The sequence below is a fragment of the Janthinobacterium leeuwenhoeki genome (assembly GCF_051380795.1).
Lineage (GTDB): Bacteria > Pseudomonadota > Gammaproteobacteria > Burkholderiales > Burkholderiaceae_D > Janthinobacterium.
In genome coordinates this window covers 38,440-59,469 of sequence record NZ_JBNYXT010000026.1, presented here as the reverse complement: position 1 = coordinate 59,469, position 21,030 = coordinate 38,440, and the positions used below count along the sequence as shown (strand labels likewise).

At 65.3% G+C, this 21,030-nt stretch carries 17 protein-coding genes; 13 read left to right on the top strand and 4 right to left on the bottom strand.

Going from position 1 to position 21,030, the window contains the following annotated elements; genetic code table 11:
- Positions 1 to 66: 66 nt before the first annotated feature.
- Together ACQ4WS_RS18715 and ACQ4WS_RS18710 are read right to left on the bottom strand one after the other, a co-directional pair.
- Complete coding sequence (locus ACQ4WS_RS18715; protein ID WP_436478579.1) at positions 67 to 2,529, bottom strand: tetratricopeptide repeat protein; 2,463 nt, start codon at positions 2,527 to 2,529, stop codon at positions 67 to 69.
- Positions 2,530 to 2,608: 79 nt separating this feature from the next.
- Positions 2,609 to 3,388: an AraC family transcriptional regulator gene (locus ACQ4WS_RS18710; protein ID WP_436478578.1), complete on the bottom strand. Its 780-nt coding sequence runs from the start codon at positions 3,386 to 3,388 to the stop codon at positions 2,609 to 2,611.
- 108 nt (positions 3,389 to 3,496) lie between these two features.
- Between ACQ4WS_RS18710 and ACQ4WS_RS18705 the strand changes: the two genes are divergently transcribed.
- A complete protein-coding gene (locus tag ACQ4WS_RS18705; protein WP_436478577.1) occupies positions 3,497 to 4,387 on the top strand; it encodes a DMT family transporter in 891 nt (296 codons plus the stop codon).
- A gap of 32 nt (positions 4,388 to 4,419) precedes the next feature.
- Positions 4,420 to 5,025 (top strand): O-methyltransferase, encoded by a 606-nt coding sequence (locus ACQ4WS_RS18700; RefSeq protein ID WP_436478576.1) that lies wholly within the window; start codon positions 4,420 to 4,422, stop codon positions 5,023 to 5,025.
- On the opposite strand, the gene ACQ4WS_RS18695 is transcribed toward ACQ4WS_RS18700, so the two are convergent.
- Complete coding sequence (locus ACQ4WS_RS18695; RefSeq protein WP_436478596.1) at positions 5,026 to 5,535, bottom strand: GAF domain-containing protein; 510 nt, start codon at positions 5,533 to 5,535, stop codon at positions 5,026 to 5,028. It abuts the gene before it with no gap.
- Between the two features lie 68 nt (positions 5,536 to 5,603).
- Entirely contained in the window at positions 5,604 to 6,494 is an 891-nt protein-coding gene (locus tag ACQ4WS_RS18690; protein WP_436478575.1) for a LysR family transcriptional regulator, read from the bottom strand.
- 88 nt (positions 6,495 to 6,582) lie between these two features.
- On the opposite strand from ACQ4WS_RS18690, the gene ACQ4WS_RS18685 reads away from it, so the two are divergent.
- The 11 genes from ACQ4WS_RS18685 to pdeM all read left to right on the top strand — a co-directional run bounded on the left by ACQ4WS_RS18685 (position 6,583) and on the right by pdeM (position 20,968).
- On the top strand, positions 6,583 to 7,575 hold the full coding sequence (locus tag ACQ4WS_RS18685; protein ID WP_436478574.1) for an aldo/keto reductase: 993 nt from the start codon (positions 6,583 to 6,585) through the stop codon (positions 7,573 to 7,575).
- Between the two features lie 137 nt (positions 7,576 to 7,712).
- On the top strand, positions 7,713 to 8,546 hold the full coding sequence (locus ACQ4WS_RS18680; RefSeq protein WP_436478573.1) for a CheR family methyltransferase: 834 nt from the start codon (positions 7,713 to 7,715) through the stop codon (positions 8,544 to 8,546).
- A gap of 1 nt (position 8,547) precedes the next feature.
- The gene (locus ACQ4WS_RS18675; RefSeq protein WP_436478572.1) at positions 8,548 to 9,156 is read left to right on the top strand and encodes a chemotaxis protein CheB; all 609 of its coding nucleotides are present in this window, start codon (positions 8,548 to 8,550) and stop codon (positions 9,154 to 9,156) included.
- A 106-nt stretch (positions 9,157 to 9,262) separates the two neighbouring features.
- Complete coding sequence (locus ACQ4WS_RS18670) at positions 9,263 to 10,387, top strand: hybrid sensor histidine kinase/response regulator (RefSeq protein ID WP_436478571.1); 1,125 nt, start codon at positions 9,263 to 9,265, stop codon at positions 10,385 to 10,387.
- The gene (locus ACQ4WS_RS18665) at positions 10,384 to 13,782 is read left to right on the top strand and encodes a hybrid sensor histidine kinase/response regulator (RefSeq protein ID WP_436478570.1); all 3,399 of its coding nucleotides are present in this window, start codon (positions 10,384 to 10,386) and stop codon (positions 13,780 to 13,782) included. Before ACQ4WS_RS18670 ends, ACQ4WS_RS18665 begins: the two co-directional genes overlap by 4 nt.
- Before the next feature lie 49 nt (positions 13,783 to 13,831).
- Positions 13,832 to 14,230, top strand: coding sequence for an MAPEG family protein (locus ACQ4WS_RS18660; RefSeq protein WP_436478569.1), 399 nt, complete (start codon positions 13,832 to 13,834; stop codon positions 14,228 to 14,230).
- Between the two features lie 334 nt (positions 14,231 to 14,564).
- Positions 14,565 to 14,957, top strand: coding sequence for a hypothetical protein (locus tag ACQ4WS_RS18655; RefSeq protein ID WP_436478568.1), 393 nt, complete (start codon positions 14,565 to 14,567; stop codon positions 14,955 to 14,957).
- 189 nt (positions 14,958 to 15,146) lie between these two features.
- Positions 15,147 to 16,187 (top strand): ligase-associated DNA damage response exonuclease, encoded by a 1,041-nt coding sequence (locus ACQ4WS_RS18650; protein ID WP_436478567.1) that lies wholly within the window; start codon positions 15,147 to 15,149, stop codon positions 16,185 to 16,187.
- Positions 16,180 to 17,820, top strand: coding sequence for an ATP-dependent DNA ligase (locus ACQ4WS_RS18645; protein WP_436478566.1), 1,641 nt, complete (start codon positions 16,180 to 16,182; stop codon positions 17,818 to 17,820). Before ACQ4WS_RS18650 ends, ACQ4WS_RS18645 begins: the two co-directional genes overlap by 8 nt.
- A complete protein-coding gene (locus ACQ4WS_RS18640; RefSeq protein WP_436478565.1) occupies positions 17,817 to 20,282 on the top strand; it encodes a ligase-associated DNA damage response DEXH box helicase in 2,466 nt (821 codons plus the stop codon). Before ACQ4WS_RS18645 ends, ACQ4WS_RS18640 begins: the two co-directional genes overlap by 4 nt.
- Complete coding sequence (gene pdeM, locus ACQ4WS_RS18635; RefSeq protein ID WP_436478564.1) at positions 20,279 to 20,968, top strand: ligase-associated DNA damage response endonuclease PdeM; 690 nt, start codon at positions 20,279 to 20,281, stop codon at positions 20,966 to 20,968. Before ACQ4WS_RS18640 ends, pdeM begins: the two co-directional genes overlap by 4 nt.
- The last annotated feature ends 62 nt before the right edge of the window (positions 20,969 to 21,030 follow it).

The following is a 21,030-nucleotide window of genomic DNA, read 5'->3' as shown; positions in this document are numbered from 1 at the left end:
TTGCAATGGCGGCAAGCACCCGACGCCAAACCCGGCGGCCTTGCAGGCATGGACGGGCGCCGCCGCTTAAGGATTTCCCTGCGCGACGGCCTTGGTCGCGCGCTCTTCGCCCATGGCGGCGGCAATCTTCCAGCGCTGCATGGCGCTGGCGCGGTCGGGGCGTTTCAAGCCCGCGCCTTCCCAGTCCATCAGGCCCAGGTTGTAGATGTCGCCCGCGCTGCCCTTGTCGGCGGCCAGGGTGAACCATTTGCGCGCTTCCTTGTGGTTGACGGGGATCTGGTAGCCGCGCACGTGGTACAGGCCCAGCAAATGCATGGCTTGCGCATTGCCTTTGTTCGCGGCCTGTTTCAGCAGGTCCAGCCCGCGCGCCATGTTGCGCGCTTCCTGCCAGCCTTCGGCCAGCATCACGCCTTTCGCCGTCAGCGCATAGCTGTCGTTCTTCACCAGGCCCTTGCCGATCAGGGGCTTGGCGGCCACCTGGCGCGCTTCGCGCTGCTGCGCCGTCGGCGCGGTGACGGGGCCGGGCTTGCCTTCGCCCATCAGCAGCATCCAGCCATACAGACCATACGCGCCCGCGTCGCCCTTGCCGACCAGGCTTTCCAGCATGGCCAGCGCCTGCGCCTTGTCGCCATTTTCGTACAGCTTGACGGCTTTGGCGCTAGTGGCGTCCTGCGGCACGACGGCTGGCGCATGGGGCGCGACGGGTGCCGAGGCCATGGCTGCCTGCGGCGGGGCAGAAACCGGGCGCACGCGCACGGGCAAGCCATAGCTGGCAGCCAGCACGGCCAGGCTGGCGGGCGCGAGGATCAGCACGTGCGCCAGCTGGTTGCGGCGGCCCTTGCCGGCGATGCCCATGGCGCGTTCGGCTTGCTGTTCGCCGCCCAGCGCTTCGCTCAGCACGGCTTTCACCTTGCGCTTGAACAGCCAGTAGCCGGCGCCCGTGACGAGCAAGCCGGCCAAGGCGGCGGCACCGCGCCCGGCGAAGAACCAGGTGGCGATGGCGGCGGCCAGGGCGGCCAATGCACTTTTCCACCAGAACTGCTTGGCCAGCCGCGTGTAGACCTGGCGCAGGGCGCCCAGCACGCAGGTGCGCACATTCTGCGCATATTCGGCGGAGACGACATCGACGTGCGCGTGGTCCGCGTCGCCGCTGAGGACAGACTCGATCACGTCCGCATTCAGTTCCGAGGCGGCCACGTCGCGCAGCGGCGTCAACAAACCCTGCACGTGGGCCGAGAACAGGCCGTCGTCGGCGCTGCTGGCCAGCGCGTCGCTGAGCGCCTTGAGGTCGCCGCGCAGCAGCTTTTCCACGATGTCGTCCAGGGTCAGCCAGCGCAAGTCCGTGCCGTACGCCACCAGGTGGTGCTTTTCAGCGTTGCACGATGCGTCCAGGCGCACGATGCGCAGCTTGGCGCCGTACAGGGCGTCGACTTCCTGCGGCTGGTCTTCATTGTAAATGCTCACTTTCGCCAGGCCCATGCTGCTGGCGATGGCGGCCAGTGAGTGCACGCTCTCCTTGTCGCGGATGCGGCGCGCGTCGTCGGGCGCCTGCTTGGGCAGGCTGACGCTGTAGCCGGGCGCCACGTGCACGTCGACCCAGGCCGCCTTGCCCACCTTGCCGGAACCGTCGCAGGGGGTGCAGCGCAAGTCGCCCACGCCGCTGCAGGTGCGGCAGGTGACGTTGCCGCTGGCGCGGCAAGTGCCGCAATTGATGTTGCCGGAACCGTGGCAGGTGCTGCAACTGACCTTGCCATAGCTGCAATGGTAGCAAGAGCGGTACTCGGTGCGGTACTGCGGGCGCGTTTCGCTGTGGTAGCTGGTGTGCGAACTGCCGTTGCTGTAGGTGGTAGTGGGCACTTGCACCGTGATGTAATCGGTGACTTGCTCGGACACCGTGCCGCTGCCGCTGCAATACGAGCACGACACCTTGCCGCTGCCGTAGCAGCCATAGGCGTCGCAGCTGACGGTGCGCCCGCCATGGCAGCTCCAGCAGGTTTCCGTGGTCGACCCGTGGCAGGTGTGGCAGCCGATGCGGCCTTTGCCGGAACAGGCGCTGCAGGTATCGAGGTGCCAGTACTTGACGGCGTGCGGCAGGTAGACGCCCGCCTCGATGCCGTTGTAGGCCTGGCCCGGCTGGCGCAAGGCATTGTCGAGCTTTGCCGCCGCGCGGCGCAGGCGTTCCTTTTCCTGCGCGTGAGCGAGTGCTACTACCTCATGCAGGCCGCAGTGGCAGTCATTGCCCGAGGGCGCGAAATAGCCGTTGATGACGCGCTGCTCGAAGCGCGCCTCGAGCGCATAGTTTGCCTGCAAGGAAAAATCCTGCAGCACGTCTTCCTCGCCCAGCGGCGTGATGTCCTGCGGCTCGAAACGCGTCTTGTCCTGCACCAGGGTGCGCAGCTTGCCCAGCACCGTGGGTAGTTCTTCCTTGTCCAGGCGGATGGGCGCAGGCGCCGTCACGGTCGATGCTGGCACTGCCGGCAGGTCTGTGCTGCCGGCAGTGTCGGTGGCCGTCTCGGTACTGGGGTTCATGCGCGTCCTTTTGCTCTCTGGAAAGATGTTTGAATTTTAGCATCCATGCCTGGAAAACATGCAGCTTAGGCCACGTTTTTCAGCGCAGGCCGCGGCGGAACTGGTCCGGCGTGCCGCCGCTCTGGCGGCGAAACATGGCGATGAAGGCGGAGGCCGTGCTGTAACCCAGTTCCAGCGCGATCGCCTGCACGGTGTCGCCCCGTTCCAGCAGGGGCAGGGCGGCCAGGAAACGCTGGCGCTGGCGCCATTCGCCGAACGGCATGCCCAGTTCGCGCTGGCAGCGGCGCGCCAGGGTGCGCTCGGTCACATGCAATTGCGCGGCCCACTCGGCCAGTGAGCGATTACTACCAGGGTCCGCCTGCAGGGCCGCCAGCAGCGCCGCGATGACGGGCTCGTCGCTACCCGGCAGATAGTTGCGGCTGCACGGCGCCAGCTGTAACTGGTCGACCAGCACCTGCGCCAGGCGCTGGTCGGCCAAGGTGGCGGGCGTGGTGACGCCCCGTTCGGCAAAGTCGCCGAGGATGGCTTTCAGCAGGGGACTGAGGACGAGCGCGCACGGTTGCGTGGGCAGTTGCGTGCACAGGCTGGCATCGATATAGGCCGAGTGAAACACCACATCCTGGCGGATATAGCCGTCGTGCAAGGTCTCGGGTGGTATCCACACGGCGTACTGGGGTGGCGACAGGTAGCGCTGGCCCGCCACCATGATTTCCATCACGCCCGTGGAGCAATACGTGAGCTGGCCCCAGGGATGGCTCTGGTAATCGAATTGCTGGTGCGCGTGATAGTCGTCGAGGCGAAAATACACGGGGTAGGGCAGGGCGTCGGAAATGGCGGGGAAATGCTGGTTGCTGGCCATCGTGTCTCCCGTTTTGTCCTGTTCTTCGCATCGTTTGTCCGGTATGCATTATATCCATGGAATCGGACCATGCGAAAATGGCGCTCATTGAATAATGGAGTTCTTCGCATGCAAGCCAAGCATTATCTGTTTCCCGTGATCGCCGTGCTGATCTGGGCCATCAATACCATCGTCAGCAAGATGGCCGTGGGCGTGATCGATCCGGCCGCCATCTCGTTTTACCGCTGGCTGCTGGCCGGCGTCCTGCTGGCGCTGGTGTTTGGCCGCGCCGTGTGGAAGCAGCGGGCCGTGGTGAAACCGTATTTGGGCAAACTGTTTGTGCTGGGCATGCTGGGCATGGTCATGTACCAATGCCTGGCCTACATCGCCGCGCAAACGACGACGGCTACCAACATGGGCATCCTCGCCTCCCTGATGCCGCTGCTGGCCGTGGGCCTGTCCGTACTGTTGTTGAAAGAGGCGCCCACCGTGGGCGGGGTGGTTGGCGGCCTCGTGTCGCTGCTGGGACTGGGCTACTTGCTCAGCCATGGTGACCCGGCCGCCCTGATCGCCCATGGCGCGGCCGTGGGCGACGCCCTGATGCTGCTGGCGTGTTTGTCGTACGCGGGCTATGGCGTGCTGCTCAAGCGCTGGAAGATTCCCCTGAATAACTGGCATTCGCTGCTGATCCAGGTCTGGTGCGCCGTGCCCGTGCTGTTCGTGTATTACCTGAGCCAGTCCGCGCCGCCCGTCACCAGCGCCGGCTTGCCGCTGGTGCTGTTTGCCGGCATCCCCGCGTCCATCATCGCGCCGTTCTTGTGGATGCATGGCCTGGCCAAGCTGGGTCCCAGCCGCGCGACGACATTGATGAACCTGCTGCCCGTGTTTACGGTAATCATCGCCATGCTGTTCCTCGGTGAAACCTTGCACAGCTACGATGTGATCGGCGGCGGCGTGACCCTGCTGGGTGTGGTGATGGTGCAATACCTGAAACGTCCCCTGCGCCGCGCCAGCGCCTAGTGCTATGCTGGTGTTTTGAACAAGGAGTCATCATGCCGGACATCGATACCCTCGATACCCTCGATACCCTATTATGTGAACTCGAAGCATTTGGCAGCAGCAACGATGCGGCGCATGTGGAGCGCGCCAGCCGCATGCTCAACATCACGCGCGACACGGGCGAATTGCTGGCCGTGCTGGTGCACGCGCACGGTGCGCGCCGGGTACTGGAGATCGGCACCTCGAACGGTTATTCCACCCTGTGGCTGGCGCGCGCGGCGCAGGCGCTGGGCGGCAGCGTGGTGACGGTGGAAAAGGCGCAGGACAAGTTCGACATGGCGCATGCCAATTTTGTGCGCGCGCAATTGCAGGGCGTGATAGGGCAGTTGCTGGCGGACGCGGGCGACGTGCTGCGCGATGCGTTGGATGGCGCCTACGATTTGATCTTCCTCGATTCCGCGCGCCAGCAATACGCGCAGTGGTGGCCGCAGCTGGACCGCGTACTGGCGGTTGGCGGCGTGCTGGTGGTCGACAACGCCAGTTCGCATTACGCGGACATGGCGCAGTTCCTTGACACCATCCGCGCCGACAGCCGCTACACGACTTGCATGGCGACTGTCGGCAAGGGCGAATTCATCGCCGTCAAGTCCGGTAACTGATTACTCTGCGGCGATCGCCGCTTCCAGCACGCGCACCAGCGATTCGACGCCCTGTGCGTCGACCTCGTCGAAACGGCCGATCAAAGGGCTGTCGAGGTCGAACACGCCGATGATCTGGCCATGCGCAAAGACGGGCACCACCAGTTCCGAACGTGAATTGACGTCGCAGGCGATGTGGCCGGGAAACGCGTGCACATCCTGCACGACGATGGACTTGCCTTCGACCACGGTGGTGCCGCACACGCCGCGGCCCTTTTTGATGCGGATGCAGGCCGGCTTGCCCTGGAACGGTCCCAGTACCAGCTCCTCGCCCTTGAGGAAATAAAAGCCGGCCCAGTTCAGGCCAGGCATGGTGTTGAAGACCAGCGAACTGAAGTTGGCCGTATTGGCAATCAAGTCGCTTTCGCCCGACAGCAAGCCTTGCAGCTGCAAACGCAGGTCCGCATACATGGCTTGCTTGGCTGCGGGGGTATCGGTGCCGTAGGCGGCGTCGCTGATGGTAAACGTCATGGTTGTGGTGGCGCTCGAAAATGGGGAAGGCGCCATGGTAGCGCGTCTGGCGCATCTGCGCGCGGCCCTCACTTTTTCAGATGGTCTTGCGCCAGCCGGCGCAGCAGGGGCAGGGCCACATGGCCGTGCTCTTCCCGCCAGGCCAGGCCGATGCCGGCCGCCAGTTCCTCGCCTTCGACCAATGGCCGGTAGAGCACGCCAGCGAGGCGCAGCGCGCGGAACGAGTCGGCCAGCAGGGCCATCCCCTTGCCAGCGGCCACGTCGCCGAGCAGCACATGGTGGTCGGGCGCTTCGCGCAGGAAAATCGGCGCGAAGCCATGCCGGCGGAAAACGACCTGGCAATGGTCGAAGAAGGCGGGCTGGCGCGCCCGTTCGAACCAGTAGACAGATTCATCGGCGATATCAAACAGGCTGAGCTTGCGCTTTTTTGCCAGCCGGTGGCCGGCGGGCAGGGCCAGCATCATGGGTTGGCGCGCCAGCGGCTGCACGGCCAGTTCGAACGTGGCGCTGGGTAGCGCAAGCAGGGCCGCGTCAAGCTGGCCCTTGCGCACGGCCGCGACCAGGCGCGGCGACGGGGCTGCCGTCAGTTCCAGGCGGACATTGCCCAATTGCCCTTCCAGCGCCGCCAGCAGCGGACGGAACAGGCAGGCCGCCACGGAGCTCGTCAGGCCCAGGCGCAGGCGCTCGGGCGCGCTGTCTCGCTGCAGCGACGCTTGCGCGGTATCGAGCAAAGCGAGGATGTGCAGGGCCTGCGGCAGCAGGCTATGGCCCGCCTGCGTCAAGGCCACGCCCTGCGTGTCGCGTTCGAACAGGCGCGCGCCCAGCCGCTCTTCCAGCGCCTTGATGGCGCGCGACAGGGGCGGCTGGGTCATGTGCAATTGCTCCGCCGCCTGGCGGAAGTTCAGGCAGCGGGCGACGGCGCAAAACAGGCTCAAGGCATGGGTATCGAGGGCTCTCATACCAGAAAGGTATCACGAAATTGCGCATTCCCCCGCCAGCCGGCGCGGCCTAGACTGGCTGCATTGAGTCAACGTGAGGGAGATCAACATGCAACTGCAACAACGACGCATTGGCCATAGCGGCTTGACCAGCTCGGCACTGGGCCTGGGCTGCATGGGCATGTCGGAATTCTACGGCGCCACGGACGAGGCGCAATCGCTGGCCACGCTAGAAGCGGCCCTGGCGGCGGGCGTGACCCTGTTCGACACGGCCGACGCCTACGGTTTCGGCCACAACGAGCAATTGCTGGGGCGCTTCCTGGCAGCCCATCGCGGGCAAGCCCTGGTTGCCACCAAGTGCGGCCTGGCGCGCGAAGCGGGCAGTTATGCGCGCCGTGTCGACAATTCCCCCGCCTACATCCGCCAGGCGTGTGTAGCCTCGCTGGCGCGCCTGGGCGTGGACGCCATCGACCTGTTTTACCTGCACCGCCTGAACCTCGACACCCCGCTGGAAGACTCGATGGGGGCGCTGGCGCAACTGCGGCAAGAGGGCAAGATCCGCGCCGTGGGCCTGTGCGAAGTGAGCGCCGCAACCTTGCGGCGCGCGGCGGCGATCTGTCCCGTGGCCGCCGTGCAGAGCGAATACTCGCTGTGGACGCGCGAACCGGAGCAGGGCGTGCTGGCCGCCTGCCGCGACGTGGGCGCCAGTTTCTTTGCCTACAGCCCGCTGGGGCGCGGTTTCCTGACGGGCGCCATTGCCGATGCGGCCAGTCTCGACGCGGGCGACTTTCGCCAGTTCAATCCCCGCTTTGCCGCCGATAACCTGGGACGCAACCAGGCCATCGTCGCGCAGGTCAGGGACCTCGCGCGCGCAAAAGGCTGCACGCCGGCCCAGCTGGCGCTGGCCTGGTTGCTGGCGCAAGGCGATGACATCATTCCCATTCCCGGCACCAAGCGCATAGCGTATTTGCACGATAACCTCGGCGCGCTGGCCGTGCGGCTGGACGGGGCCGAACTGGCGGCGATGAACGCTGCCTTTCCCCTGGGCATGGCGGCGGGCGCGCGCTATACGGCGGAAGGCATGAAGGGCGTGGATGCCTGAAAAAGATGGCGCAGTGTACGCCAGCGTACCTAACAGACACTTTCCTTGCGGGATAATCGGTGACGATCTGCTAGCATTTGGCAGTGACTGCGCGGTGCAAGGTGTAATGTGCACCGTGTCCAACGCTCTGGTATCCGATGAGGTGGATGTTGTTAGATGACGATATTTTTGATATAGAACTGAAGTTATTGCTTGAGGGAATACTGCTCCGGTATCAGCACGATTTCCGCGACTATTCCGTGGCGTCTCTGCGCCGGCGCATGCGCCAGGCCATGGAGCGCTTCGGCTGCGCCAGCCTGTCGCAGTTACAGGACCGCATCTTGCACGAACCGGCCATGTTCGCGCAGATGCTGCAGTTTTTCACGGTGCAAGTGAGCGAGATGTTCCGCGATCCCGCGTATTTCCGCGCCTTGCGCGAAAAAGTCGTGCCCATCCTGCACACTTATCCCTCGATCAAGATATGGGTGGCCGGCTGCAGCAGCGGGGAAGAGGTGTGGTCGCTGGCCATCTTGCTGGAAGAAGAAGGCTTGCTTGAGCGCAGCATGATTTATGCGACCGACATCAATGTGGAAGCGCTGGCCGCCGCCGAAGCGGGCATCTATCCGGTCGAGCGCATTGCCCAGTTCAGCGAGAATTACCAGCTGGCGGGCGGTAAGCGCTCCTTGTCCGACTATTACACGGCCGCTTACAAGGGCGCCATCTTTGAGCGGCGCTTGCGGCGCCAGTTCGTCTTCGCCGATCACAGCCTGGCGACGGACAGCGTGTTTTCGGAGGTGCACATGGTTTCCTGCCGTAACGTCATGATTTACTTCAATAAAGACTTGCAAGACCGCAGCCTGGGCCTGTTCCATGAAGCGCTGGTGAACCGGGGCTTCCTGGGCCTGGGCATGAAGGAAAGCCTGCACTTCAGCCGGCATGCGTCCAGCTTCAACGAGCTGAGCCCGGCTGTACGCATCTTCCAGCGTGCCTGACATGCTGCCGACCAGCGACGTCGCGCCACCGCCTGCCGGCCTGCGCCTGATCGCCATCGGCGCCTCGGCCGGCGGCGTGGAAGCGCTGGGCATCGTGCTGCGCGCCTTGCCCGCCACCTGCCGTGCAACTGTGGTGGTGGTGCTGCACCTGGCGCCTGGCCGCTCGAGCCAGTTGCCGCAGCTGTATGCGGAACGTTGCCAGCTGCCCTTGCGCGAGGCGCAGGACAAGGAGCCGCTGGAGGCGGGGGTCGTGTATTTCGCGCCACCCGATTACCATCTGCAAGTCGAACCCGAGGGCTGTTTTTCCCTGTCGCAGGAAGCGCCCGTGTATTTTTCGCGCCCATCCATCGATGTCTTGCTGGAAACGGCCGCGTACGCCTACCGGCGTGCCATGCTGGCCATTATTCTGACGGGGGCCTCGGCCGATGGCGCGGCGGGACTGACGCGCGTGCGGCAGCTGGGCGGCAGTGCCTGGGTGCAAGACCCACAGCGGGCCAGTTGTGGCATCATGCCGGCCGCCGCGCTGAAGCAGGCCGGCGCCGACCGTGTGCTCGATTTGCCGCAGATGGCTGCCAGCCTGGCCTTGCTCGGCGATGGCGAACACAAGTGAGTGGGAGTCGAGCAGTGCGTGTAATATATGTGAGAATTGAAACAATGTTTATGTCCATATCGAAACACGATGGCATCTTGCCGTTGCGATGCTTGAAGATGATTCCGTGACCGCACCTATCCATATCCTCGTCGTTGACGACATTGCGCAAAACCTGGTGGCCGCCGAAGCCGTGCTGGCACGGCCCGGTATTCTCATCCTCAAGGCCAACTCGGGCGCCGAGGCGCTGGAATTGCTGTTGACGCATGAAGTGGCACTGGCCCTGATCGACGTGCAAATGCCGCAGATGGATGGCTTCGAATTGGCCGAACTGATACGCGGCAGCGAACGCACGCGCGGCATCCCCTTGATTTTCCTCACGGCCGCATCGCGCGAACCCAGTTATAGTTTCCGTGGCTACGAGGCGGGCGCCGTCGATTTTCTGTACAAGCCCATCGACGTGAAAGCCTTGCAAAGCAAGGTGGCGGTGCTGGTCCAGCTGTACCAGCAGAAACGCGAATTGTCGGCCCAGCTTGACGAGCTTAAGCATGCGCTGCACCTCAATGAACTGTTCACGGCCGTGCTGGGCCACGACTTGCGCACGCCCCTGTCGGTGGTGATGAATGGCGCCATGCTGTTGCCGATGATGAGCGACCACCCGAAGGTCATCGTCACGGCGCAGCGCATCGAAAGCAGCGCCAAGCGCATGGCGTGCATGGTCGACCAGTTGCTGGACCTGGCGCGCATCCGTTCCGGCACGATGGAGTTGCGCAGCAGCACGCACGACTACTTGGCGCTGGCACGCGCCATCGTCGAGGAATGCGAGACGGCCGGCCAGGCTCCGCTTGTCGAGCTCAGCAGTGTCGGCGAGTTGCACGGGCAATGCGATGCGGGCTTGCTGTCGCAAGTCATCTCGAATCTGTTATGCAATGCCCTCACGCATGGCGAGGCGGGCACGCCGGTGCACCTGGCCCTGGACGGACGCGCCGCCGACAGCATTGAATTGCGCATCGCCAATCGTGGCGTCATCCCCGCCGCCTTGCTGCCGACCCTGTTCGAACCGTTCCAGCAAGCGGGTGAAAAGCGCAGGATGGGGCAGGGCCTTGGGCTGGGCCTGTACACGGTGAAGATGTTCGTCAAGGCGCATGGTGGCAGTGTCGAGCTCAGTTCGACGGCCGCGCAGGGTACGCTGGCAACGGTGCGCATCCCGCGCCATTGCCAGGTGCGCGTGCAAGCGGGACTGTCCACATGAGCGCGCCAGCCTGGCCGCGCGGCGGCGGCAGCATGGGCGAGCTGGTGCGCGGGCACGACTGGTCCGCCACCGGCCTGGGCGCGCTTGAGTCCTGGCCGGCCCATTTGCGCACCAGCGTCGACATCTTGCTCCATTCGCCGATGGCGATGGTGCTGATGTGGGGGCCGCAGCACGTGATGATTTACAACGACGACTACATCCAGATCGCCGGGGCGCGCCATCCGGCGGCGCTGGGCGGCACGGTGCCCGACGTCTGGCCCGAGATCTGGGACTGGAACGCGCGCATCCTCGCAGCGGGATTGCGCGGCGAGACGCAGGTGCACCGCGAGTGCTGCCTGCCGCTGTTGCGTGACGGACAGCGCACGGACGTCTGTTTCGACCTGTTTTACACGCCCGTGCATGGCGCCGGTGGCCAGGTGGACGGCGTGCTGTGCACGGCACTGGAATTGACGGCGCGCATGGAAGAGGGACGCCAGCTGAAGCTGGCCACGGCCGAGCTGGGCGAACTCAACACCACCTTGCAGATCGAGAGCGAGGCCGTGCGCGCGGCCAACCGCCGCCTGGGCGAGGAACGCGCGCTGCTGCGCGCCCTGTTCCAGCAGGCGCCCAGCTTCATGGCCCTGCTGCGCGGGCCGCAGCACGTGTTCGAATTGGCGAATGAACATTATCTGCGTCTGGTGGGGCACCGCGATTTACTCGGCAAGACAGTCGAAATGGCCTTGCCCGAAGTCAAGTCGCAAGGTTTCATCGAGTTGCTCGATCAGGTCTACCGCACGGGCGTGCCCTTCGAAGGGCGCCAGGTCAGCTTGGATTTGCAGACGGCGGATGGGCAGACGGGGCAGCGCCAGATCAACTTCGTCTACCAGCCCATCAAGGATGACGAGGGCGTGGTCACGGGCATCCTCGTCGATGGTATCGATGTCACCGAGCGCATGGAAGGCGAGGAGCGCTTTCGCCTGGCCCAGCAGGCGGGCGGCATCGGCACCTTCGAATGGTTCCCCGATACGGGCGCGATGCTGGTGTCGCCCACCTTCCGCCGCCTGTGGGGCATTACCGACGAGGAAGAAGTGACGGAACGCCTGCTGGTGGACCTGGTCGATGCGCGCGACCAGCAAAAGGTCGGACCCAGCAAGCTTGACCTGGCGCCCAATCCCCTCGAATACGTGGAATACCGCATTCGCCGTCCCGCCGATGGCGCGTTGCGCTGGATCGCGCGCCAGGGCGAGGTGGTGGCTGGCCGCGTGCCGGGCCAGCGCCGCTACGTGGGCGTGTCATTCGACGTGACGGAGCGGCACCGCATCGAAGATGAACTCAACGCCAGCCAGGAGCGCATGGCCGCCATTTTCGGCCAGGCTTCGGTGGGCTTGTCCGAACTGGGTCTGGATGGTACTTTCCAGCGCGTTAACGGCGCCCTGTGCTGCATGCTGGGGCGTTCCGCCGAAGAGCTGCTGAGCCTAAACATGAACGACATCATGCATCCGGCGGACGTGCCCGGCAACAGCGTGCTGTTCCAGCGCCTGGTGGAAACGGGCGAGTCGTTCTCGCTGGAAAAGCGCTACCTGAGGCCCGATGGCTCGCAAGTGTGGGTGTCGAGCAATGTCAGCCGCCTGGTCGATGAGCAGGGTCATACGCGTTCCCTGATCGCCGTCAAGACGGACATCACAGACCGGCGCCGCGTGGAAAAAGCGCTGCATGAATTGAACGAAACGCTGGAACACCGTGTCGAACAGGAAGTGGGTGAGCGCACCAAGGCCGAAGAGGCCTTGCGCCAGGCGCAAAAGATGGAAGCCGTGGGCCAGTTGACGGGGGGCATCGCGCACGACTTCAACAATGTGCTGCAAATTATTTCCGGTAATTTGCATCTGTTGCATCACATGGCGGGCACGGATGGCTTGATGCGCCAGCGCCTGGACACGGCGATTGCCGCCGTCGAGCGGGGCGCCAAGCTGTCGTCGCATTTGCTGGCGTTTGCGCGGCGCCAGCCCTTGCAACCCGTGGTGGCCGACCTGGCGCGCGTGGTGCGCAACATGGATGCACTGCTGCGGCGCGCCTTGGGCGAAGCGATCGACATCGTGCTGGTGGGCGGCGGTGGGCTGTGGAATACCTTGGTCGACCGCAGCCAGATCGAAAACGTCATCCTCAACCTGGCCATCAATGCGCGCGATGCCATGGATGGCGTGGGCAAGCTGACCATCGAGCTGGGTAATGTCGTGCTCGACGAACAGTATGTGCACAACTTGGTCGACGTGCCGGCCGGCCAGTTCGTGATGCTGTCGGTGACCGATACGGGGCGCGGCATGAGTGGCCCCGTGCTGCAGCGCGCGTTCGAGCCGTTCTTCACGACCAAGCCGGAAGGCGCGGGCACGGGCCTGGGCCTGTCGATGGCGTATGGCTTTGTCACGCAAAGCCGTGGTCATATTCGCATTTACAGTGAACCTGGCGTAGGGACGGGAGTCAAAATCTATTTGCCCCGTTCCCTGATGGCCGAAGCGGACGAGGAATTGGAATTGAGCGGCGTCGTCACGGGTGGCACGGAAACGGTGCTGGTGGTGGAAGACGACGTGGGCGTGCGCACCACCGTGGTCGACATGCTCGGCGCGCTCGGTTACAAGGTGCTCAAGGCCGAGGATGGCGAAAGCGCGCTGGCCGTGCTGCATAGCGGGGCGCAGATCGATTTGCTGTTTACGGACGTGATCATGCCCGGTCCCGTCAGTAGCACGGAGATGGCGCTTCAGGCGCGCGCATTGCAGCCCGATATCGCCGTGCTGTTTACGTCGGGCTACGCGCAGGATGTCATCGTGCACGAGGGGCGTCTCGACGCGGGAGTGGAATTGCTCAGCAAACCGTACCGGCGCGAAGAGCTGGCGCGCAAGTTGCGCCATGTGCTGGCCAATCGCCAGCAGCAAATGCGCGCGCGCCAGTTTGAACAGTCCGGCGCGCCTGTGGCTGGCATGCAGGCGGCCGGCAGCACGGCGGCCAGCGTGCTGGGAGGCGGCACGCCGGGGCTGGATTTGACGGGGCATGCTTTAGTCCCGCAGGGGGATATGCCGACATCGATGAAAATACTCGTGGTGGAAGACAATCTCGATTCGCAGCTGATGGTGTGCGAGCTGGTGGGCATGCTGGGCCACACGGTCAGCGGCGTGTCCGATGGCGAGGCGGCGTGGGAGTTGCTTAACGAGCAAGACTTCGATATCCTGTTTACGGATGTCAGCCTGCCCGGCATGTCCGGCATCGCCCTGGCACGCATGGTGTTGCGCGATAAACCGGACATGCGCATCATCTTTTCCACGGGTTATGGCAAGGAATCGATGGATGAACTGGGCTTTTCCGCCAGCGTCTTGCGCAAGCCCTATGATTTGCTGGAGTTACAAGCGGCACTCGACCAACCCTGACGGGCAAGCGCTGGCACGGCTTGCCTGTCCCACCCTGCAGAGGTAAAGCATGACCCCTGAACTGACGATGCTGGCCTGTACTCTGGTGCTGGCGCTGGTGCAAATCCTCCTGCCCGCGCTGTTTCGCACGCGCGAAACGGGCACGGCCTATAACGTGAGCGCGCGCGACGGCGACGGGCCGCCTGTGGGCAAGATCACGGGACGCTTGCGGCGGGCCCAGGCGAACCTGTTCGAAACCCTGCCCCTGTTCGCCACCGCCGTGCTGATCGCCCACGTGACGGCACAGGAAAGCGCGCTGACCCTGTACGGCGCCGCCCTGTACCTGGCCGCGCGCGTACTGTATGTGCCCCTGTACGCGTTTGGCGTGCCCGTCGTGCGCACGCTCGTCTGGTGCGTGTCGATTGCCGGTTTGCTGATGCTGTTCTGGGCCATCCTGTTTGCTTCCTGAATTCCTGCGTCAGCTGTGGCACCCGTCCTATGGCGGCGCGCCAGGCCCGGCCGTAAAGTAGCTGCACCTTGGCGCCGCGGCGCCGGCAGTGCTACTTTCGGGACGGTAATGATGCATGCTTCAGTGTACATGTCTGGACGACACATCCAGCGCCTGCTGCGCGAGACACCAGGCGTGGGCATCGTGTATGCGGCCACCCTCAAGGCCGTCGAAGACCTGGCGGCGCGATGGCTTGCCCGCCGACTGCACCTTGCTGTACTTCCAGGAAGACCAGCGGGTGCAGCAATTCATTCTGGCGTAGCACTATCCCACGGCTGACGATTTGGCCAGCATCGTGGCGGCCGCGCAAGAATTGCCCGCCAGGTGTGCTTTCGCTGCGCTGGCAGCGATCCTGCACGGGTTTTCCGACGGCCACTTGAAGGTGTGCCTGAAACTCTTGAAAGACGGCAAGCTGCTGCGCCAGGACCGCAAGCTGGGCTACAGCTTGAAAGCCTCCTCGCCGGCCACGCCTTCGTATGCGCAAAGTGGCCTGTGCCGCTGCAAACCGCTGCTCGATGACTTTGGCGATACCGGCGATGTCGAGCGCTGCTGCACTTGCGATAATTGCCAGTCGCCGCCCGCGCTGGCCGCGCCCATCACCCTGGACGAGTTACCGCCAGCGCCTGCTGAGGCGCCAGCATCGGTGCCCCGGATCGCCGTCGGCAGCCGCGTGCGCGTGCCCCGCTAACGGATCGGCACCGTGCTGTCCGTGGCGGGCGACCAGGTCAGCATTGCCTTTCCGGAAAACACCACGCCTACTTTCATGGCGCAATTCCCTGTCCCCGCGTGAGGCCATGGTGCGCTGTCGAACAGTGATCTGGCGCAAGAGCGCTAGAATCAGTCCATTCCAATGCGTTTTTTACAGAGGGAGCAGGGCATGGCAGACATGGTGGTGGTGCGCAAGGAAGGCTTGTATTGTGTGCCGGGTCAGTTCTACATCGACCCGTGGCGACCCGTCGAACGTGCCATCATCACGCATGCGCACGCCGACCATGCGAGAGTCGGGCACCGGCATTACCTGTGCGCCGCGCCCGGCGAGCAAGTGCTGCGCGCGCGACTGGGCGCCGTTTCCATCCAGGCCCTCGCGTATGGCGACAGCATCGAACACCACGGCGTGCAAGTGTCGCTGCATCCGGCCGGCCACGTGCTCGGTTCGGCCCAGGTGCGCATGGAATATGGCGGCGCAGTGTGGGTGGCGTCCGGCGACTACAAGCTGCAGCCCGACCCCACCTGCGCACCGTTTGAACCCGTGCGTTGCGACACCTTCATCACGGAATCGACCTTCGGCCTGCCCATCTACCGCTGGCAGGCGCCGCAGGAAATTGTTGACGACATCAACCAGTGGTGGCGTGGGAATGCGGCCGAAGGGCGCACCAGCGTGCTGTTCTGCTATGCCTTCGGCAAGGCGCAGCGCATCCTGGCGGGGCTCGATGCCAGCATCGGCCCCATCATCTGCCATGGCGCGGCGCAGGCATTGACGCAGGTCTACCGCGAATCCGGCGTGGCCTTGCCCGCCACCGTCATGGTGAGCGACGTCACGCACAAGGCGGCCCTGAAGACGGCGATGGTGATCGCGCCGCCGTCGGCGGCCGGTTCGCCGTGGATGAAGCGCTTCGGCGACTACAGCGATGCGTTTGCCAGCGGCTGGATGCTGCTGCGCGGCGCGCGCCGGCGGCGTGGCGTGGACCGGGGTTTCGTGCTGTCCGACCATGCCGACTGGCCCGGCCTGATGCAAGCCATCCAGGCCACGCAGGCCGAACGCATCATCGTCACGCACGGCTCGATAGCCGTGATGGTGCGCTGGCTGCAGCAAAACGGCTGGCAGGCGGGCGGCTTCGAGACGGAGTATGGCGATGACGAAGCCGATGACAGTGCGCCCGGTGCGTCCACGGCAGCGCAGGACGTCACCCATGCGTGACTTTGCCCGGCTCTACGCGGAGCTCGACGAGACCACCGCCACCAGCCGCAAGCTGGCGGCGCTGCAAGCCTATTTTCGCGGCGCCTCGCCCGAGAATGCTGCCTGGGCCGTATATTTCCTGGCCGGCGGCAAGCCGCGCCAGGCCGTGCCCACCAAGTTGCTGCGCGAGTACGCGACCGAGAGGGCGGGCCTCGACGCCTGGCTGTTCGACGAGGCCTATCACGCCGTGGGCGACCTGGCCGAAACCATCGCCCTGATCCTGCCCGCGCCCGCCAGGCACAGCGATATCGGCCTGGCCGAGTGGGTCGAGCAGCGCATCGCGCCCTTGCGCGGCGCGGCGCCCGACGCCATCCGCGCGGCACTGCTGGCCTACTGGGACGAGCTGGAAACGCGCGAACGCTTCCTGCTGATCAAATTGATCGGCGGCGGCTTTCGCGTGGGCGTGTCAAAACTGCTGGTGACGCGCGCGCTGGCGTCCATCGCCGCCGTCGACAGCAAGCTGATCGCCCAGCGCCTGATGGGCTGGACCGATGGCAAGGTCAGCCCCACGGGCGCGGGCTTTCTCAAACTGATCGCCGCGCAGTCGGAGGGCGAACATGCGCTGCGCGGCGGCCAGCCTTACCCCTTCTTCCTGGCGCACCCCTTGCAGGCGGAGCCGGTGACGCTGGGCGACGTCAGTGAGTGGCTTGCTGAATGGAAATACGACGGCATGCGTGCCCAGCTGCTACGCCGCGAGGGCGTGAACTGGCTGTGGTCGCGCGGCGAGGAATTGATCACGGAGCGGTTTCCCGAACTGGCGCAGCTGGTCTTGCCCGAGGGCACCGTGCTCGATGGCGAAATCCTCATCTGGCAGCCGGGCGACGTGCCGGCGCCATTTGCCGATTTGCAACAACGCATGGGCCGCAAGACGGTGTCGCCCAAGCTGCTGGCCGAGCTGCCTGCCGTGCTGGTGGCCTACGATGTGCTGGAAATGGATGGCGTGGACGTGCGCCATTTGCCCCAGCTGGAACGCCGCGCCCTGCTGGAAAGCGTCGTGGCGCAGGTGGATGCTCCCGCGCTGCGCCTGTCGCCGCGCATCGCCGCAGCGAGCTGGGACGCGCTGGCGGGCATCCGCGCTGAATCGCGGGCGCGCGGCGTGGAAGGCTTGATGCTCAAGGCCGTGTCGGCCGCGTATGGCGTGGGCCGTACGAAAGACGTGGGCACCTGGTGGAAATGGAAGATCGACCCGTATGCCATCGATGCCGTGCTGATCTACGCCCAGGCGGGCCACGGCCGGCGCGCGTCGCTGTATACGGATTACACGTTTGCCGTATGGGATGACGAGGGGGGTGAGGGTGGTGAAGAGCGCAAGCTGGTGCCGTTCGCCAAGGCGTATTCCGGCTTGACGGATGCGGAAATCGCGCAAGTCGACGCTGCCATCCGCAAGACGACGATAGAAAAATTCGGCCCCGTGCGCAGCGTGCAGCCGACGATGGTGTTCGAGATCGGTTTCGAAGGCATCGCCGCGTCCAGCCGCCACAAGGCGGGCATCGCCGTGCGCTTTCCCCGCATCCTGCGCCGGCGTGTAGACAAGGCCATCGCCGACGCGGACACGCTGGCCACCCTGAAGGCCATGCTGGCCCAGACCACATGAGCAAAAGCGCGCTGGTGCAGCGCATCGATGCGTGGTTTGCCGGGCGCGGCTGGACGGTGTTTCCATTCCAGCGCGCCGTCTGGCGCGCTGGCGCGCAGGGCCGCTCCGGCCTGCTGCATGCGAGCACGGGTTCCGGCAAGACGTATGCCGTCTGGTTCGGCGCCTTGCTGCGCGCCGAGCGGCTGGCGCGCAAGGGGCGCAAGCAGGGTTTGCGCGTGCTGTGGATCACGCCCATGCGGGCGTTGGCGGCCGACACCGTGCGCGCCCTGCAAGCCTCTGGTGCCGAGCTCGCTCCCGGCTGGCGTATCGAGGCGCGCACGGGCGATACCAGCGCCGCGCTGCGGGCGCGGCAGGCGAAGGCCTGGCCCGAGGTGCTCGTCACGACGCCGGAAAGCCTGTCCCTGATGCTCAGCCAGCACGATGCGCAGGAACGCTTCAGCCTGCTGGAAACGGTGATCGTCGACGAGTGGCATGAATTGATGGGCAGCAAGCGCGGCGTGCAGGTGCAGCTGGCCCTGGCCCGCTTGCGCCGCTGGAATGGCGCATTGATGACGTGGGGCCTGTCGGCTACCCTGGGCAACTTGCAGCAGGCGCAGGACGTCTTGCTGGGCGAGGAAAACGCCGGTGTGCTGGTGGAAGGCAAGGTCAGGAAGCGCATCCTCGTCGACAGTTTGATCCCCGTCAACCTCACGCGCTTTCCCTGGGGCGGGCACCTGGGCATCCAGATGCTGCAGCCGCTGATCGCCGAGATCGAGGGCAGCGCCACCACTCTGGTGTTTACGAATACGCGTTCGCAGGCCGAGCTGTGGTACCAGCACCTGCTCGATGCGCGGCCCGACTGGGCGGGCCTGATCGCCCTGCACCACGGTTCGCTCGACCGCGAAGTGCGCGAGTGGGTCGAGCAGCACCTGAAAACGGGCGAACTGAAAGCCGTCGTGTGCACCTCCAGCCTGGACCTGGGCGTCGATTTCCTGCCCGTCGAACGGGTGCTGCAGGTGGGCAGCGCGAAAGGCATCGCGCGCCTGGTGCAGCGGGCCGGGCGCAGCGGCCACGCGCCTGGACGCATTTCGCGCGTCACCCTGGTGCCCACCAACAGCCTGGAATTGCTGGAAGCGGCCGCCGCCCGCGCTGCCTTGGCGCAGGGCCACCTGGAAGCGCGGTCCGTGCCGGACAAACCGCTCGACGTGCTGGTGCAGCACCTGGTGACGATCGCGCTGGGCGGCGGTTTTGCGTCGCTGGCGCTGTACCAGGAAGTGCGCGCCGCCTGGTCGTACCGCCACCTGACTCTGGACGAGTGGCAATGGGCCCTCGATTTCGTCGCGCGCGGCGGGCAAAGCCTGACCGTGTATCCGGAATACCGGCGCGTGCTACCCGATGAGGCGGGCGTGTACCGCGTGCCGGACGTGGCGCTGGCGCGGCGCCACCGCATGAGCATCGGCACCATCGTCTCGGAGGCGGCGATCCAGGTCAAGTTCCTCGGCGGCGGACGCATCGGCAGCATCGAGGAATCGTTCATCGCGCGCCTGAAGCCGGGCGACCATTTTTTGTTTGGCGGGCGCATCCTGGAATTCGTGCGCGTGCACGAGATGACGGCCTACGTGCGGCGCGCCACGGGCAGCCGCGGCGCCGTGCCGCGCTGGCAGGGCGGCAAGATGCCGCTATCGTCGGAACTCGCGCATGCCGTGCTGGACCAGTTGCAGCTGGCGCAAGAAGGGCGTGCCAGCGGGCCGGAAATGCGCGCGCTGGCGCCGCTGCTGGCCATCCAGCAGACATGGTCCAGCCTGCCCACGCGTGCCAGCCTCTTGCTCGAAACCTTGTCCAGCCGCGAAGGCCAGCACCTGTTCGTGTATCCGTTCGCGGGCCGCTCGGTGCACCTGGGCCTGGCGTCCCTGCTGGCGTACCGCATCGCGCGCGTGCGGCCGGCGACCTTGTCGATTGCCGTCAACGATTACGGCTTTGAGTTGCTGGGCGCGGACGATATCGCATTTGCGCCGCTGCTGGCGGCCACCACCGGCGCCGATATTGCCCTCTTCAGCACGGACAATCTGCTGGAAGACGTGCTGGCCAGCCTGAACGCGACGGAATTGTCGCAGCGGCGCTTCCGCGAAATCGCCCGCATCGCCGGCCTCGTGTTCCAGGGCTATCCGGGCCAGCCGAAAAGCGCGCGCCAGTTGCAGGCCTCGTCCTCGCTGTTCTTTGACGTGTTCCGCAAGCACGACGCGGCCAATTTGCTGCTCACGCAGGCGCAGCGCGAAGTGCTGGAACAGGAACTGGAACTGACGCGCTTGCGCGCCACCTTGCGCGAGTTGCATGGTCGGCAGATTTCCCTGCAAGCGTTGGAGCGGGCATCGCCCTTTGCCTTCGGCCTGATGGTCGAGCGCTTCCGCGAACAGCTGACGACAGAAAAGTTGTCGGACCGGGTGGCACGGCTGGTCAGCGCGCTGGAAAAGGCGGCCGCATGAATGACCAGCGCCAAACTTATTGTGTGGTGGAACTGGCCGGCGAGACGCTGTGGCTGCTGGCGCACAAGGCTGTGTACTGGCCGGCGCGCGAAATGCTGGTCATCGCCGACATCCATTTTGGCAAGGCGGCCGCGTTCCGCGCGCTGGGCGTACCCGTGCCGCGCGGCACCACCACGCAAAACCTGCTGGCGCTCGACGTCTTGCTGGCCACGTATGCCTGCGGGGAAATCGTCTTTCTGGGCGACTTCCTGCACGCGCGCGCCGCGCATGCGCCCGCCACCGTGGCGGCCATGCTGGCCTGGCGCGCGCGCCATCCCAAGGTGCGCCTGACGGTGGTGCGCGGCAACCACGATGCGCATGCGGGCGATCCGGCCGCCGCGCTGGGGATACGCATGGTCGATGAACCGCAGCAGGTGGGCCATCTGTCGTTCTGCCATCACCCGGATACCGTCGCGCCCGGCTATGTGCTGGCGGGCCACGTGCATCCCGTGTTTCACTTGCGCGCAACAGGGAGGGGACTACATGGGGGCGGCTTGCGCCTGCCGTGTTTTCTGCTGGGCCGGCAGCGCGCCATCCTGCCCTCGTTTGGCGCCTTTACGGGGGGCCATGCGGTGCAGCCGGCCGCTGGCGAGCGCGTGTACGTGACGGCCGACGCGGCGATTTTCCCGCTACCCGCTAACTGCTGAGTGTTTGGTACTTTTGGTGGAAAACTGAAAGTAACTACGCTACCGTGGGCGGGACTCATCCT